Origin of the sequence: Phyllobacterium trifolii (assembly GCF_014192095.1) — a bacterium.
GTDB classification, from domain to species: Bacteria; Pseudomonadota; Alphaproteobacteria; order Rhizobiales; family Rhizobiaceae; genus Phyllobacterium; species Phyllobacterium trifolii.
This window is the reverse complement of sequence record NZ_JACHXN010000006.1, coordinates 81,456-97,807: the sequence shown is the minus strand read 5'-3', so window position 1 is coordinate 97,807 and position 16,352 is coordinate 81,456. Positions and strand designations below refer to the sequence as shown.

Sequence of the window (16,352 nt, the reverse complement as noted above, 5' to 3'; positions counted from 1 at the left end):
TTTTGACGCGCCCTGCCCAATCGGCAAGAGGCTGTGGCCTCAATGCTACAGACGCGCAGCATGCAGCGCTTGCTGGATATCGCTCCAGATCACTTCCGGCTCCTCGAGACCGACCGCAAAACGTATGGTTTGCGGATTGACGCCGAAACGAACGAACGAGGTAATGCGATCGGGAATTTGCAACGCAGCCTTTGCAGGGACCACAAGTGTTTCCGGTCCGCCCCAGCTGACACCAAGCCGGATATGGCGCAAAGCGTTGACGAAACGCGCCACATCAATATCGGGGCTCAGATCGAAGGCGAACAGACCGGAAAAACCTGTCAGCGTCTTCTTGCCCGGATGGTCGGAAAAAGCCGGATGACGGACGAGCGCAATGTCCGGATGTTGCTGAAGATGCTTGGCGAGCACGAGCCCGTTATGCATATGTTCCTTCAGCCGCACCTTCAATGTCCGCATACCGCGCAGGAGCAGCCAGGCTTCGAAGGGCGAGAGCTTTGCACCGATATACGGGTAGGTCGAGCTGTTGATCTTGGCGATCAAATCACGCGGACCTACAACCACGCCGGCAACCGTATCGCTGTGGCCGCCAAGATATTTCGACGCAGCGTGAATGACGATATCGACGCCATGCTGGATCGGCTTTTGAAACAGCGGGGTTGCCCAGGAATTGTCGATGACAGTCGTAACGCCGTATTCCTTCGCCATCGTCGTCAAAGCTTCGATGTCCTGCAGTTCGAAAACCATCGATGTCGGGTTTTCCAGGTAGAGCAGTTTCGCGCCGGGCAAGGCAGCACGGACTTCGTCATGATTGGACGGATCGACAAAGTATACCGTGACGCCAAAACGCGCGAGCAGCTTGACGAAAAGCCGGTAGATATCATTGTAGAGATGCTGGACAGCAACGACCCGATCGCCAGCTTCGACAAGGCTCAAGATCGTGGCCGTGATTGCTGCCGTTCCACTCGAGAAACCACGTCCATCCTCGGCACCTTCCAGCCGGGCCGTAAGCAGTTCGAACTCCCGCACGGTAGGATTATCGCCGCGCGAGTAGATATAGTTGCGGGACCGCCCGGCAAAGACATCTTCCATGGCCTCATAGGTGTCATAGGTGAACAGGGAGGTCTGGAATATCGGCGGCGAAACCGCATTGAACGCAGCATCGTCGGCAGGCGAAAACAGATCGTCCGGCATTTCGGCATTGAATTCTTGCGGTGGCATGGCTTTGTTCATGAGGCCCTCTCAGACACGATGCTGTTGAAACTGGTGATCGGATTGGATGACGAATGGTTACGGAGCTGGCGCAGGGTCATGACAAGGATGCCCAATGACATGAGTGCAGTTAGCGCTGGCGCAAGAAAGAGGCTGGCCAGGACTCCCTCAAATTCAAACCAGTGCGGGAGGATGAAGAGCAGCGGCAGGAGGAAATAGCCGTTCTGCGCAACGCTGATAAATCCCGCCAGACGCGCCCGGCCTTGGGCCTGCAGGAGTACTAGCAGTATCTGCCTTGCGCCGAAGAAAACGAACGGAATGTGCGTGAGGACGAGCGTCTGTGCCGCAATATTTGCGATTTCGACGTCATTCGTGAAAATCGCGGCGACCGGATAGCGCAGCAGTACGGCGCCAAGACCGTATATGACGGCAAACATGGACGTGAGCACAAGCAGCGTTCCAGATGCCGAGAGCAACCGAGCGGGATTTTTCGAGCCGCTGGCGAAGCTCAACACCGCCTGCCCGCCGAGCGAGAGGCCAACAATCGGCAGCATGCCGAGGGTCAGGACGCGCATTGCAATACCGACCCCGGCAATGCCGTCGTCCCCGCGATAGAATCCGGCGAAAGTGAAGAGCAGAGCGAAGCTGATACTGCTCAACATGCTTGTGAGCGTTACCGGCAATCCGATGAGAAGGACCGGCTTGAGAACATCAACGCGGAGTGCCATGAACCGCGCAGCTATGTGCAAGGTCCCGATTCGCCTGCGGAAGTAGAGGAAATAGGCACCGAGCGCTGCAATCTGCGATATGATGGTCGCGACTGCCGCACCCGCCAGCCCGAAATCGAACCAGAAGATCATGATTGGATCGAGGACGATGTTGAGGGCGAAACAGCCCATCAGCGTCCACATGCTGAATCGCGTGTTGCCCTCTGAAATGGCGATAAAATCCGAAAGTATCTGCAGCATGGTCAGCGTCACCGAAAAGGCGACGATCGCAAGATAGTGCTCGGCCAATGGCAGGATGGCTTCGCTGGCGCCAAAGAGGACGAGCAGCTCCCGCTTGAAGAGGAGAATTGCTACCGTCAGCACGAGCCCGAGCGGTATCGCCAGCATGACGAGCGTTGACGCCGTAATGCTGGCCCGCTGCGGATCGCCGCCACCAAGCGCACGGCCGACGGCTGTGGCGACGCCAACGCCAAGCCCCTCGCCGATTGCTCCGACCATCATCAGGATTGGCAGGACAACGGTGATCGCTGCGATCTCATGGCTACCGATCATGCCGACGAAGACCATATTGATCGTGTGATGGACGGCATTGATCGACAGGCCTGCAACCGCAGGCATGCCAAGCCGGAAGATCAGACGGGTCAGTGCCGGATCATTCAGATCATCAGGTGCGAAATAGGCCCGCTTTGACTTCACCCTCATGGTGCCGGAACCCAGAAACGATCATCAAAGAAACGCTCCCGCGTCAACATTACCAGCAATGCTCGCTTATGGGGGAAGTCGAAGTGCTTGACCTTGGCAAAGCCCGAGCGGTCAAGATTGCGGATCTGCTGCTCGTGGCTGGCGCGCGGCTCGCCGACAATGCGCTGCGTCCGTGGATCATCGAGAAAGATGAAATGCATCAATGACGGGAGCCACGCGGTGATCCATTTCTTGCCGCGATAGGCCGGTTCGCCGATAGCGACATGCCAGCCGCGATCATAGTCCTGCGCATCATAATAGGGCCCGAGGCGGTTTTCCTTGGCCCAGTAGACCTCGAAATAACCGAATGGCACACCGTCGAAACAGCCGATCAGCGCCAGCATGTGCGGATCGCTCAGGCGCTCTTCGAGGATAGCCGCGTGCTTCTGCCTGTCACCGCCATCCTCCCAGATCACATTGACCTGTTCGTCGTTCATCCAGCGATGGAAATGCTCGAGATCTGCGTTGGGGTCGGCGATTCGAAACGACAGGCTCTGGTCGAGCCATGGAATATAACGGTCGTAGACAACGCCTGCTGGCTTTCGCGGCCGTTTCGGATGGTATTGTCCATTGCTCAAGACATGCACTTGGGGATTTGGATAAGCCGGCTTTGCAATCCATGGCGCCGGCCATTGCCAGAATGATCGCGGATCGATCAGCAGGCGATCACCGTCAAATGTGCCGAGCGGGAAGTCGGATGCCGGCATATTGCCGACCTCGATCATCCCGGTATCGCGTGACTGCGCGGTCATGAATTCGATGGCCGACGACAAAACCGGGATTGCGTCGGACACCTTGATCTCCCGCAGACCAAGCCTCAACCCTTCCGGTGTCGTCTGCACCGAGATCGTATAGACGCCGCTGGCGGTCGAAACCTGCAATGTCTCCGGCGTTGGCTGTGCGGCCGTTTTCAGGAAACGGAATGACGGGGGAAACCGCTCGACGCGTGTTTCTTTGGCAAGGTTGGATATGAGGGTCATGGCACACTCCGCAGCATCACGCCGCGGTTGTTACGCGCGGCTTTTGCTACAGAGACGTAATGAGCCGGCATCGATTTAGCCCAATCTTTGAAAAATTTTTCTCCATTCTCGCTTAAATTGCAGGCGACCTCGTCCGTCTCTTGATCATGTTTGTCTATTCAGGAGCCTGCACGATGTCGGCAGAAAATCTATTGCCAGAAACCTGGAGTGTCGTTCGCGACCGGGAAGACCGCTATTCCGTCTGGGCTGACGACAAGGCGCTGCCTGTCGGTTGGAGCAAGGAACCGGTCAGCGGCACGCGTGACGAGTGCCTGCAAAAGATCAAGGAAATCTGGATCGATCCAAGGCCGCTCGGCTTGCAGCGGGCCATGACCTGAGCCCTACGCTCACAATTCAGATAATGGACCGGTGAAAATATGAACAAGCTATTCGCACCAAATCAGGCGAACGATACCGTCGTGGTGGATGACGTTTCTCGTAGTGCCTCTGACAGCTTTCCTTTAAGCCTTGCGCAAAAGCGCATCTGGTCGCTCGAGCAGATCGGCAACAGCACCGTTTTCCCTTTGCAGGTTCTCACCCTGCGCTGGCATTCCACCGTTACACTCGATCAGCTGCAGCACGCCCTGGCGCAACTGGCAAAACGTCATAGCGCTTTGCGCACACGTTTTTGCCGTTTCGCCGGCGGGCGTATCGAACAATTTTCAGACGTGAGCGAGGTTCCTCCGGTAGAGACCCTTGGAAGCGATAGCAATCCTCTGACAGCAGTTGAAGCCGAAGAACACGAGGCCGAGTTTATCTCCCGGCCCTTCGATTTGCTCAGCGGCGTGTCATCCCGCTGCCAGCTGATCGTGACGGCGCAAGGCACGCTTAATTCGACCATCGTCCTGCATCCGATTGTCTGCGACGATGCCGCTCTCTCGATCCTGCAACGGGATCTGATCGCGCTCATCAATAATGAGGCACTGGCCCCGGTCATTGACGACAACCTGTTGCACGGTGCCCGCGAAGAAGAGTGGCTTGAGACGAACGATTTCACCACTGCGCTCGCGCATTGGCGCAATCTGATCGGCGAGGAATATACCGCAACGACTTTGCCGACACGTTTCAACGCGATCGGCTATGCGGGTGCCAAGCGCCAACACCGCCCGTTCCAACTCGATTCAACGCTATGGACCAGCGTCAAGCTTTACGCGAAGCAGCACGAGCTGAAGGCAGATCTCGTGCTGTCCGCAGCATTTGCAGTTCTCCTCGCCCGCTACAGCGGCAACTACAGCTTGCAGCACGGTGCCCTTTTATCAAACCGGGACGCAGATGGACGCGGGCAAATCGTCTGCCGCGTTGAACAGATTTTGCCGCTCAAGCTCGAGCTGACCTCCAGGGCACGCGTACTCGATGTTTGCCGTGCGGTGGATTCCGCAATTGTAACTGGTACGCGCAATCTGGTTCCGTTTGAGCGACTGGTGCAGGAAATCCAGACACACGAGGAGCGGGAGCAGGATGCGATAGTAAAATCGCTGTTCGAGTTCCGCGAATCCCGCATCCAATCCGGTCTCGCGCCGGGTTCGTCGTTTACCCTCGCCCCACGTTCCGATATCGAGCTTGCGCTCGTTGTTTCACCTAATGAATCGGGTGGGTTGGATGCGCTGTTCGACTATGCGGAGGATATCTACGAACCGGGCTTGATCGAGCGGGCCTCTATCCATTTTGGCCGGATCCTGGCCCAAGCCATCGGTGGGACGGACATCCGGATCAAGGATATCCAGTTCATTGCCAAGGACGAACTCGACATCCTGTCCGCTCCCTATGAGGATACCGGCGTCAATGACGATCGTCCCGTGCATGAACACATTGCTGCCCATGCGGCACGCACGCCGGACAAGACAGCCATCATCTATGCCGACGAAGTCTGGAGCCATGACCGACTCGACCAGAGCGCCAACAGACTTGCACACCGTTTGGTCAAGCTCGGTGTTGGTGCTGACATAAGCGTTGCCATCGCGGTTAAGCGCTCGCCGGAGGCCATTGTCGGCATACTCGCAACGCTGAAAGCGGGCGGTGCGTATATTCCGGTCGAGCCCGATCATCCCACAACGCGCAATCACCATATCCTGCACGATGGCGGGGTGAAGGTAATTCTGACGAACAGCTGGCTGCTCGATCGCATCCCCGATGGACTTGATGCCATCATTCTGGAGCTGGACAAACTTGACCTGAGCCAGGAACCCCACACAGCCCCTGATGTGCAGGTTCACAAGGACCAGCTCGCCTATATTATGTACACGTCCGGTTCGACCGGACTTCCCAAGGGAGTGGCCGTCGAACACGGCCCCCTGACGCACCACATGCAGAATACTTCCCGTGTCTATGGCATGAGCGAGCTATCGCGCGAATTGCCATTTCTGCCCTTCAGTTCCGATGGCGGGCACGAACGATGGATGAATCCGCTCATGGAGGGCGGCAGTATTATCCTTCCCGACCAGCCACTATGGACCCCGGAAGAAACGTTGACAGCGATGCGCAAGCATGGTGCCAACAATGCCAGCATTCCAACAACCTACCTCCAGCAGCTGGCCGAATGGGCTGATCTCACCGACAGCGCGCCCCCGATGCGGCTCTATTCATTCGGCGGCGAGGGTCTCGCCCAGCAGACTTTCGATCTTTTGTCGAAAGCGTTGAAGTCGGAATGGCTGATCAACGGCTATGGCCCCACCGAAACCATCATGACGCCGATGGTCTGGAAAGTGCGGGCTGGTCAGAAGTTCGAAGGGACTTACGCGCCAATCGGTCGCGCGGTTGGCAATCGCCGTGTCTATGTGCTCGACCCTGATTTGAACCCCTGCCCTATCGGAGTGACAGGGGAGCTTTACATCGCCGGCGAAGGCATGGCCCGTGGCTATATCGGCAAGCCCGACGTTACCGCCGACCGCTTCATTCCCGACCCGTTTTCAAAGGAAGGCGGGCGCCTTTATCGTTCCGGCGATCTCACTCGCTGGCGCGAGGATGGCACGGTGGAATTTGTCGGCCGCGTTGACCATCAGGTGAAACTGCGGGGCTATCGCATCGAACTCGGCGAGATCGAAGCTGGCCTGCTGCAACAAGAAGGCGTTGGCGAAGCGCTCGTCGTTCTGCGCGATGACGAAGCGACCAAGCAGAAGATGCTCGTCGCCTATGTCGTGCCGAAACAGGGACGGGAACTGGAGATCGCCGATATTCATTCGGCACTCGAGCGTGCCTTGCCCGCCTATATGGTTCCCTCTGCGATCGTTTCTCTCACGAGCATGCCGATCAATCCGAACAGCAAGCTCGATCGCTTCGCACTCCCTGCGCCAACGCCCCTCAAGCGAACGATCATCGAGCCTCAGAACGCGATGGAAGCAGAAGTTCTCGATATCTGGCAACAGATCCTGAACATCAGCCCAATCAGCGTCGAGGACAATTTCTTTGCCATCGGCGGCAATTCGCTGGGCGCCATCCGGATCCTTTCCGCGTTACGTCAACGCCAGCCGCAGAACCGCACGACAATTGCCGATCTCTTCAACAATCCGACAATCCGCTCCTTCGCCAAAGTCATCGAAGCGGGCAACGATCAGGCCGGAAGCGAGGTGATTGTGCTGCGCGCTTCGGGCACAAAGCCCATGCTCTATTGCTTCCCGGGTCTGCTGGTCAGCACGCGCGAATATGTCAAGCTGGTCGACTATCTCGGAGCGGACCAGCCCGCGACCGGCTTCATCTGCTATTCGCTCTCCGAGCAGAAGCAGATTGGTGCCTCGGTCGATGAGATCATAGAGAGTTATGTCGACTACATCAGAAGCCACAGCAAAGGCCAACCTTGCTATTTCCTCGGCTGGTCATGGGGCGGCTTGCTGGCCTATGAGGCGGCGCGCAGGCTCGGCGATGAGATCGATCTGCGTCTGATCACCATGGTCGACGTTTGCGACCTCGGAACTGAATTCGCCATTGGCTCAACGCCCCGATTCAAGCCGGGTGAGCGCGACCAGTTGCACCAGATGGTGCAGGAGTGGCTATCGCAGACCGCGATGCGCGCAGAATGGGACCGGCTGCTTGGTGTCATGGACTCGGATACTTATGACCAGTTCCTGCGTTTCGTCGGCGACGAGAAGGATGAACTTCCAACCGATGGTCCCGATATCAGCAGTCGCGAACACACATTCTGGATCCTGATCGACAATGCCCTGATCTTCCGGCGTCATCAACTGCAGCCTCACAATGTGCCCATCCACTCCTGGGCGGCCGATGACAGTCTGAACCGGGGCCTCAATCTCATCGACTGGCGCCGCTATTCCCCCCGAGCCAACCCTGCGGAAATCATCTCCGGCACCAACCATCTGCACGTGATCGGCTCCCAGGCGTTTCACAGCCGGCTGGCACACCGGCTGAATGAAGCTCTTTGACCAACGCGTCACCGAAAGGAATTCTGATGACTGCGATGTTTGCAAACAATGATCGGACCAGTCCCGCAAGCGATACCCTGGATCTGGCCGGTATCGGTATCGGACCTTCGAATCTCAGCCTGGCATCGCTCCTCGATGGCATCGGGAATGTCAGGGCGCATTTTTACGAAAGCCGCGCAAGTTTCGATTGGCATCCGGGCATGATGCTGCCGGATGTCGAACTGCAATCTTCCTATCTGAAAGACCTCGTCACGCCGGTCATGCCGACCAGCCCATGGTCGTTCATTTCCTACCTCGTCGCGCATAAGAGGCTCTATGCCTTCCTCAACGCCCATTACGATGCAGTGCCGCGTCGCGAGTTTGCCCGGTATCTCGAGTGGGTAGCTCGCCGGTTAAAAAACCTCAGTTTCAACTCTACCGTGCGAGAGGTTCAATTCGACAAGGACAAATTTCATGTCCAATTTGATAGCGGTGCGGTAACCGCCAGAAATCTCGTGCTCGGTACTGGTACTACACCATCGGTACCGTCCTGGGCGACACCCTTCCTCGGTGAAAGATGTTTCCACAATTCGGAGGCAAAACACCGCCTGCCTGGCCTCAATGCGTCGCGCATCGCGGTGATTGGCGGTGGACAGAGCGGCGGTGAAGTCGTGGAAGCGCTGCTGAACTCAAAATCGACGCTGAAGGAACTCAACTGGTTCAGCCGCCGGCATAATTTCGAGCCGATCAACGATACGGCGTTTTCCAATCAGGTCTTCTCGCCGGAATATGTCTACGCCTATCTCAATCTCAATAGCGACCAGAAGCTGGACGCACTGAAAGCTTCGATCCTGACGAGTGACGGGCTATCTATTTCGACAATCAACGCTATCTACCGGCGACTTTACAGTCTGCGCTATCTGGAAAACCGGAACATCGAGGCGAAACTCTCGCCCAACCGCGATGTCATCCAGGTGGAAGGTGACAAGGATGGCTATCGCCTGATCGTACGCAATCGTTTCGATGGTGGTGTTGAGGTCGCCCATGCCGATGCAATTGTCCTGGCAACGGGATATCAATTCAGACTTCCCGACGCATTTGCCGGTTTACAGGACCGCATTCAGCTCGACCGTCATAATCGGCCCGTTCTGGACGACAGATACTGCCTCAACTGGAGCGGCCCAAAACAGAACCGGATCTTTGCGCAGAACGCCGGGCGGTACAGTCACGGGATTGCCGACTCGCAGCTGAGCCTTATGGCGTGGCGCAGCGCACACATCATCAATTCGCTGGTGGGCCGGCCGCACTTCGATCTGGAGCCGCACGACTCGCAGGTGAACTGGCTTTCGGGCGGACACGACACTCTGGGGCAGAACATCGCCGTCGATTACTGAGCATCAAGCAGGATGGACCAGTTCACGTTGATGAAAGAGCAATTCCTCTCCCCCCGACTGTGTTGAAACAGCAATCAAATGACCGGAAGGTGCGAGAAAAAGGCGGTGATGCCACAAGGCGTCATCGTCGCTCGGCACCTTATCCATGCGAATAGCGTTCGTCTCGCGATCCAGCCGGATGTTCAGTTGTTCCGGCGCTGCAGTCAGGCCGGTGCCTGTCGCCTTGAGGTAACTCTCCTTCAAGGTCCAATAGCTCAGAAGCCTCGATTGACGCGCCTGGCCGCGCAGCACCGAGAGCATCTCGGACTCTGCCGCCGAGCAAAATAATGAAGATGTCTCGGGTTCAATCACCGTCGTGAGGGCTTCGACGTCGATACCCAGTGCCACGGCGTCCCCGCTGATCGCGAAGGCCGCGAACCCTTCCGTATTGGACAAGTTGAAGGCAATTCCGTCGGACTGCCCGGCGAGAGCTGGTTTGCCGTGCAGTCCGGCGACGATGTTCAGATCGGCAATCGGCGCGGCCGTATAAAGCGAGAGGACCGATCGCTGCAAGTAGCGCCCCGCCATGAAGGCTCGGGCATCTTTTTCAAAATGGAAGCTCGCAGCTCGTGCCCGTTCGTCGGGGACCAACGCGACACTTATTCTGGTCCAGTCCGTGTCAGGCCCATGGGCCCACCACCAGATATCGACGCCGGATCCCCCTTGGTCGACGCGCGAGGCTGGAACAACCGGCAAGTCCGACAGCGGATCGCACGGCAGCGTCATCATCACAGTGTTCTGACGGCGAATGCATTCTGGATCGCACGATTGACGGCAACCGGCAGCAATGACATGTGATTCTCACCGAGATGGATTTCAAATTGTGCACGTATCGGCTGGCCCGGCAGACCGTTCAGCCGCTCCACCAGTTCCACGGCATTCACATCGTTCAGTGTGACTTTTTTCTGCTCGAGCCGCTCAGCCTCATCCGACGCACCAAGCTGAAACGGCGCCAGTTTGTCGGTTTCATACTCGCCGCAGGAGAGGAACAGCCTCGCGTTATCCCTCGTCTTCGGAACGGCAGCAAATGACGGATAGAATTGATCGATGACACGGTCTTCCCAATAGATCGATGGACTGGCGGCGATCCAGGTCGTAAAGGCCGAAGGCGAAGTGAAAAAGCTGTAGAGCACGAAAAGACCGCCGAAGGAGTGGCCGAAGAGCGCTTGACGGCTCCGGTCAATCGGATGTGTTGCCTCGACGAGCGGCTTTATCTGTTCCTCGATAAATCCCAGGAACTCTTCGGCACCGCCGGTTTTCACTACCGGACTGTTTTCGTAGAATGGCGGATAGGTCTGACCGGGCGGCGGGCTAAGATCCCAGGAGCGGCGCAGGGGATCATATGCAGCGTCGAGAGGGTAGCCGATGGTCACGACGACCCCATATCCGACATTGGTACCACTCGGATAGCTCGCCTGCGCTCGCATTACATCGACTGCCGTGCCGATCACCGCATTGCCGTCGGTCATGTAGAGGACCGGCCAACCCTGCTCAGGTGCATCGCCGGGTGGGCAATAGATAAATATCCGGTAGACCGCGCCGTTTCGACCGGAAATCACATCGTGAAATGTTGTGTGTCCGACCAAAGCGGGCGATGTATTCGGAAATGCTTGCATAGATCCATCGCTGTGGGATTTCGGTGCAGGTCTGCTCTTGGAGCAGCCCTTGCCGCGTCAGTTATAAAACATGACTAATTTAGTCAATATTTAATTTCGTCGTGAAAGCTATGCGCAATAAAAAGGCCGGTGTGAACACCGGCCTCTGTTTGTTGGTCGCAATGGCTCAGGCTATCTTCTCTCGAACCGGGAGTTTCCAACCGGGCCGGATGAAGTGGCACGTATAGCCGTTCGGAATGCGCTCGAGATAATCCTGATGCTCGGGTTCCGCTTCCCAGAAATCTCCGGCTGGCGCAACTTCAGTCACCACCTTGGCAGGCCACAGGCCGGAAGCGTCGACATCCTCAATGGTGTCTTTTGCAATCCGCTCCTGCTCTTCCGACGTGTAGAAGATCGCCGAACGATAACTCAGTCCAACGTCGTTGCCTTGACGGTTACGCGTGCTTGGATCGTGGATCTGAAAGAAGAACTCGAGAATTTGCCGGTAGCTGATCCGGTCGGGATCAAAGACGATCTCGATGGCCTCCGCATGGGTTCCGTGGTTACGGTATGTCGCATTGGGCACGTCACCGCCGGAATAGCCGACACGTGTCGATATCACGCCGTCGTAGCGCCGGAAGAGATCTTGCATCCCCCAGAAACAGCCGCCGGCCAGCACTGCCCGTTCTTTTGTCATTGGATGTCCTCCATTCATTGTGATGGAATTTGCAGTACTTTATGCCTTCAAAGCACACTCTGTCACTGCATTGTTTCGGTAGAGATGTCGGGATTGCGGCTCGAGAAGTCAATCCCGGGTGCCGCAAGTTGGGGATCGCCTTGCGCAATCAACGCGGCCAAAGGCGACGGTTCCCGAGGGTCGGTGTCATAGACGCATGGCGAGATCAGCACTGCCACGCCGATCAGGGATAAAATGGCAAATCGCATGATATGTCTCCTTGAAGGTTTTAGCCTCGGGCTTTTAGCCCGAAGCATTTTCATCTTCGGTCAGCCCTGCTTTGCAGTCGGAGCCGGCACAGTCTTGGCCGCCTGTTGGCCTTTCGCCTCGGCCAGCAGATCCTGAATGACCTTCTCGGACTCCTCATAGTCGCCTTCGCCGAAATGGTGGTACCTGATCTGGCCCTTGGCATCGATGAAGTAGTGGGCTGGCCAATAGCTGTTGTCGAACGCTTTCCAGATGGCAAAATTGTTGTCGATCGCGACCGGGTAACCGATCTTGAATTCGTCTATGGCCTTTTTGACGTTTTCGATCTTGCGTTCGAAGGCGAATTCCGGCGCGTGCACGCCAATTACCACCAAGCCCTGATCCTTGTACTTTTCCGCCCAGGCCCGAACATAGGGCACGGTGTGGATGCAGTTGATACAAGCGAACGTCCAGAAATCGACGAGCACCACCTTGCCGCGCAGCTGCTCTGTCGTGAGCGGTGGCGAGTTCAGCCACTCGACAGCTCCATCGAGTGAAGGAAACTGGCCCTCAACCGGCAGATCGCTGCGGAATGCTTCGCTGGCGTTGAGCGCGAGCTGAGGACCGTCAGTCGTGATCGCTGCACTAGCTGATAACGGCTCCTTGGTATGCAATCCGTCTAGAAGTGCCTGTTCTATCTTGCTCGTTCCGACGGTTGAAAGCCGCGCAAGCAAACCTGTATCGGCACCAAAACCAATGGCGACGACACCTGCAAGTACCGCAATGCCCAAGCCGCGGCGCACCCACTCACCCGCTCCAAGCGCTTGCTTCATGGCCGTGAACACGCGCCCGCCAATGAGCAGGGCCAAGCCCAGTGACGTTGCGGCACCCGCCGAATAGGCAAGCAGAAGCAAGGTTGTCTGGACATTCGCACCCTGAAGCGCGGCTCCCGTCAAAACCAGACCGAGGATCGGGCCTGCACAGGGCGCCCACAGCAGGCCCGTTGCAACACCGAGAACCAGCGAACCACCGGCCGTCGGCGTCGAGCGTGGTCCACCCGTCGCGTTCAACAGCCTGTTGGCAAATGCAACGACGGGCCGTGTCAGGATTGTTGCTAGCTGCGGCGAGACAAGCGTCAAGCCGAAGATCGCAAGCAGCCCGATTGCAGCGTAGCGGCCATATTCATTGGCGTGAACAGCCCAGCTGCCGCCGACCGCCGCCAGTGTCGCGACAAGAGCGAAAGTGATCGCCATGCCTGCGAGCATCGGCAGAGTGCTCTTCACGAACGGCTGTTCGGCACGCGCAAAAACGAATGGCAGGACAGGCAGGATGCATGGGCTGAGGATTGTCAGCACGCCTGCAAGGTAAGCAATAACCGGAAGGGTCATCTTCGTATCCTTTGGATAGTTGAAGGAGCGCCGAAGCGCAGCGGACGGAGTTCAGCCGTTGCCGGGGACAAGGCGCCGGCGACGTATCGCGCATGTGTCTCAACCAGCCAAAATTGTGGGCCAATGTATCCAGGCGCAACGCGGATACATTGGCTTACAATTTTTCCGAAAGGCCCTCGCCCGCGCGCGAAAAATGCCTGCTAAAGTACTGCCACGATATCAATGGAAGGCATTGCGCGATGGATCACATCGACCACATTCTGATCGTCGATGACGATCGCGAAATAAGGGAACTTGTTTCGGGTTACCTCAAGAAGAATGGCCTGCGCGTCACCGTGGCGGTAGACGGACGGCATATGCGGTCATTTCTTGAGACAGACTCCGTCGATCTCATCGTTCTCGATATAATGATGCCCGGCGATGATGGTCTGGTCCTGTGCCGCGAACTTCGCGCCGGCAAGCACAAGGCAACACCAATTCTGATGCTGACCGCCCGGACCGACGAAACCGACCGCATCGTTGGCCTGGAAATGGGTGCAGACGACTATCTCGCAAAACCATTTGCCGCGCGGGAGTTATTGGCGCGCATCAAGGCAATCCTGCGCCGTACGCGCATGCTCCCGCCCAATCTCCAGATAACCGAGGTCGGCCAGCTTCTGACCTTTGGTGATTGGCAACTCGACACCACCGGCCGGCATCTGCTCGACCGCGAGGGAACGGCTATAGCACTTAGCGGTGCCGAATACCGCCTGCTTCGCGTGTTTGTCGATCATCCGCAGCGCGTGCTTAATCGGGATCAACTGTTGAACCTCACGCAAGGACGCGAGGCTGAATTGTTCGACAGGTCCATCGATCTACTGGTAAGCCGGCTTCGCCAGCGCCTTGGTGATGACGCACGCGAACCCGCCTACATCAAAACCGTTCGCAGCGAGGGCTACGTCCTGGCAATGCCGGTCGAGATTTCCGAGCTTCGCCAATGAGCATCGGTGCCGCACTTCGGCCGTTGCGCTTATGGCCGCGCACTCTGGGATCGAGGCTTTTCCTGATACTGCTTGCTGGTTTGCTGCTTGCGCAAGGACTCACCTTCAGCGTCCAGTTTCTCGAGCGTTACATGGCCGCCAAGGCTGTGATGCTCAACACACTTGAGAACGATGTCGCGACGTCGGTTGCGATTTTCGATCGCCTGCCAGCGTCTGAGCGAGCCGATTGGCTTAAGCGCCTCGACCGGGGAACCTATCGATTTGAGTTGGGCGCCGGACTTCCCGGCATCGACACCCTGACCGACCAGGGCGCCGGTATCGCGGCGAAGATCAGGCAGGCCGTCGATCCGCGTTTCCCGATAAGATTTCAGTCGATCCCAGGCGATGGCAAACGCCTGCAAGCTCATCTGACCCTGAGCGATGGGAATCCGCTGACAATCGATGTAAATCCGGCACCGATCATGCCGTTGGCACAATGGCTGCCATATGTTCTCATCGCGCAGCTGCTTCTCCTCATTCTTTGCACATGGTTTGCCGTTCAGCAGGCCATCCGCCCCCTCATAAATCTTGCAAATGCTGCCAACACGCTCGACCCGAACAAGAAAACGCCGAGGTTGAGCGAGACGGGCCCGCGCGAGGTCGCCTATGCCGCAACGGCATTCAACGCCATGCGAGATCGTATCGCACTCTACCTTGAAGAGCGGGTACAGATCCTTGCGGCTATCTCGCACGATCTTCAAACGCCGATAACCCGCATGAAACTTCGTGCGGAGTTTGCCGAAGAGTCCGTTGAAAAGGACAAATTGGTTCAGGATCTGGCGGAGATCGAGCGTTTGGTACACGAAGGCGTTGCCTATGCGCGCAGCGCTCATGGAAATACAGAAAAAGCCTCCCGTCTTGACGTGGATTCTTTTATGGAAAGTCTCGTCTATGACTATCAAGATACCGGCAAGGCTGTGACCCTGAGCGGAAAGATTGAAACTGCAATCGTCACCCGGCCCCACGCCCTGCGCCGCATCTTCACCAACCTGATCGACAATGCTCTGAAATTCGGCGGAAGCGCCGAAGTTTCTCTTGAGAAAGACTCTCAAGGGACAGTCATCATAAAAGTGCTCGATCGTGGCCCGGGCATTCCGGAGGATCAGCTCAAGGCAGTCCTCCAGCCATTTTTCAGGCTGGAACAGTCCCGGAATAGAGGAACCGGCGGCACAGGGCTGGGATTGGCAATCACGCAGGAACTCACTCTCGCCATTGACGGGACGCTTAACCTGGCAAACAGACCCAGTGGAGGTCTTTCCGCAGAGATAACATTGCCTCAAAAGCCGGTAAACTCATCGCAATAGTTGGACCGCTCATTTGTATCTCAATGTACCGGCCTCGCCTCCTTACACAATTCGTTTCAATTCCCGCCAACCCTGACACATGAGGGATACGTCTCTAGCGCCTTATGCGGGCAATGACTGGCTGCAGTCATTGCCCGAAGCAAATCAACCGTTCAAAGGACCAATACAATGACCCAAGTCGAAAAAGTGCTCTACACAGCCAAAACCCACACCACCGGCGGTCGGGACGGTGGCTCTGGCCGCAGCGACGATGGCCATCTTGACGTCAAATTCTCGACCCCAGGCAGCGCTGGCAGCGGCACCAATCCGGAACAGATGTTTGCTGCCGGCTGGTCGGCATGCTTCATCGGCGCCATGGGCCTTGCAGCACGCAAGATGAAGGTGACCCTGCCGGCAGACACGGCCGTCGATGCCGAAGTGGATTTGTGCAACGTCGATGGCGCCTATTTCCTTCAAGCGCGCCTCAACGTCAGCCTGCCGGGCCTGGAGCGCGACGTTGCGCAAGCGATTGTCGACGGTGCACATCAGACATGCCCGTACTCCAAAGCCACACGTGGCAACGTCGATGTAGTGCTCAACGTCGTCTAGAGCACAAAGGCTTGGCCACGTTGAACGGGCGGGCCATTTTGCTAGCATCAGTCT

13 protein-coding genes and 1 pseudogene are annotated in these 16,352 nt (G+C 57.2%); 6 read left to right on the top strand and 8 right to left on the bottom strand.

Annotated elements, in window-relative coordinates:
- Positions 1 to 45 precede the first annotated feature (45 nt).
- Genes FHS21_RS11010 through FHS21_RS11000 form a run of 3 tightly spaced genes read right to left on the bottom strand, consistent with a single transcriptional unit; the run spans position 46 to position 3,658 of the window.
- A complete protein-coding gene (locus FHS21_RS11010) occupies positions 46 to 1,230 on the bottom strand; it encodes a PLP-dependent transferase (RefSeq protein ID WP_112531130.1) in 1,185 nt (394 codons plus the stop codon).
- Positions 1,227 to 2,639 (bottom strand): MATE family efflux transporter, encoded by a 1,413-nt coding sequence (locus FHS21_RS11005; RefSeq protein ID WP_112531131.1) that lies wholly within the window; start codon positions 2,637 to 2,639, stop codon positions 1,227 to 1,229. Before FHS21_RS11005 ends, FHS21_RS11010 begins: the two co-directional genes overlap by 4 nt.
- Positions 2,636 to 3,658 (bottom strand): GNAT family N-acetyltransferase, encoded by a 1,023-nt coding sequence (locus FHS21_RS11000; RefSeq protein ID WP_112531132.1) that lies wholly within the window; start codon positions 3,656 to 3,658, stop codon positions 2,636 to 2,638. The genes FHS21_RS11005 and FHS21_RS11000 overlap by 4 nt, the downstream gene beginning before the upstream one ends.
- Positions 3,659 to 3,831: 173 nt before the next feature.
- On the opposite strand from FHS21_RS11000, the gene FHS21_RS10995 reads away from it, so the two are divergent.
- From FHS21_RS10995 to FHS21_RS10985, 3 genes are read left to right on the top strand one after another with little or no spacing between them, the layout of a single operon-like run.
- A complete protein-coding gene (locus FHS21_RS10995) occupies positions 3,832 to 4,035 on the top strand; it encodes an MbtH family NRPS accessory protein (RefSeq protein WP_112531133.1) in 204 nt (67 codons plus the stop codon).
- Between the two features lie 39 nt (positions 4,036 to 4,074).
- Positions 4,075 to 8,070, top strand: coding sequence for a non-ribosomal peptide synthetase (locus tag FHS21_RS10990; protein ID WP_112531134.1), 3,996 nt, complete (start codon positions 4,075 to 4,077; stop codon positions 8,068 to 8,070).
- A gap of 26 nt (positions 8,071 to 8,096) precedes the next feature.
- On the top strand, positions 8,097 to 9,443 hold the full coding sequence (locus FHS21_RS10985; RefSeq protein WP_376772092.1) for a lysine N(6)-hydroxylase/L-ornithine N(5)-oxygenase family protein: 1,347 nt from the start codon (positions 8,097 to 8,099) through the stop codon (positions 9,441 to 9,443).
- A gap of 3 nt (positions 9,444 to 9,446) precedes the next feature.
- Here FHS21_RS10985 and FHS21_RS10980 read toward each other — a convergent pair whose 3' ends face one another.
- The 5 genes and pseudogenes from FHS21_RS10980 to FHS21_RS10960 all read right to left on the bottom strand — a co-directional run.
- Complete coding sequence (locus FHS21_RS10980; RefSeq protein WP_183661908.1) at positions 9,447 to 10,211, bottom strand: 4'-phosphopantetheinyl transferase family protein; 765 nt, start codon at positions 10,209 to 10,211, stop codon at positions 9,447 to 9,449.
- Positions 10,211 to 11,098 (bottom strand): alpha/beta hydrolase, encoded by an 888-nt coding sequence (locus FHS21_RS10975; RefSeq protein ID WP_112531136.1) that lies wholly within the window; start codon positions 11,096 to 11,098, stop codon positions 10,211 to 10,213. The genes FHS21_RS10980 and FHS21_RS10975 overlap by 1 nt, the downstream gene beginning before the upstream one ends.
- Before the next feature lie 166 nt (positions 11,099 to 11,264).
- Positions 11,265 to 11,774, bottom strand: a complete 510-nt coding sequence (gene msrA, locus FHS21_RS10970; protein ID WP_112531137.1) for a peptide-methionine (S)-S-oxide reductase MsrA — start codon at positions 11,772 to 11,774, stop codon at positions 11,265 to 11,267.
- 62 nt (positions 11,775 to 11,836) lie between these two features.
- On the bottom strand, positions 11,837 to 12,022 hold the full coding sequence (locus FHS21_RS10965) for a hypothetical protein (RefSeq protein ID WP_112531138.1): 186 nt from the start codon (positions 12,020 to 12,022) through the stop codon (positions 11,837 to 11,839).
- Between the two features lie 69 nt (positions 12,023 to 12,091).
- A pseudogene (locus FHS21_RS10960) lies at positions 12,092 to 13,387 on the bottom strand (cytochrome c biogenesis protein DipZ); the annotation flags it as partial.
- Between the two features lie 239 nt (positions 13,388 to 13,626).
- Between FHS21_RS10960 and FHS21_RS10955 the strand changes: the two are divergent.
- The 3 genes from FHS21_RS10955 to FHS21_RS10945 all read left to right on the top strand — a co-directional run bounded on the left by FHS21_RS10955 (position 13,627) and on the right by FHS21_RS10945 (position 16,298).
- Positions 13,627 to 14,367, top strand: a complete 741-nt coding sequence (locus FHS21_RS10955) for a response regulator (RefSeq protein WP_112531140.1) — start codon at positions 13,627 to 13,629, stop codon at positions 14,365 to 14,367.
- Positions 14,364 to 15,710 (top strand): ATP-binding protein, encoded by a 1,347-nt coding sequence (locus FHS21_RS10950; RefSeq protein ID WP_112531141.1) that lies wholly within the window; start codon positions 14,364 to 14,366, stop codon positions 15,708 to 15,710. Before FHS21_RS10955 ends, FHS21_RS10950 begins: the two co-directional genes overlap by 4 nt.
- Before the next feature lie 168 nt (positions 15,711 to 15,878).
- Positions 15,879 to 16,298 (top strand): organic hydroperoxide resistance protein, encoded by a 420-nt coding sequence (locus FHS21_RS10945; protein ID WP_112531142.1) that lies wholly within the window; start codon positions 15,879 to 15,881, stop codon positions 16,296 to 16,298.
- The last annotated feature ends 54 nt before the right edge of the window (positions 16,299 to 16,352 follow it).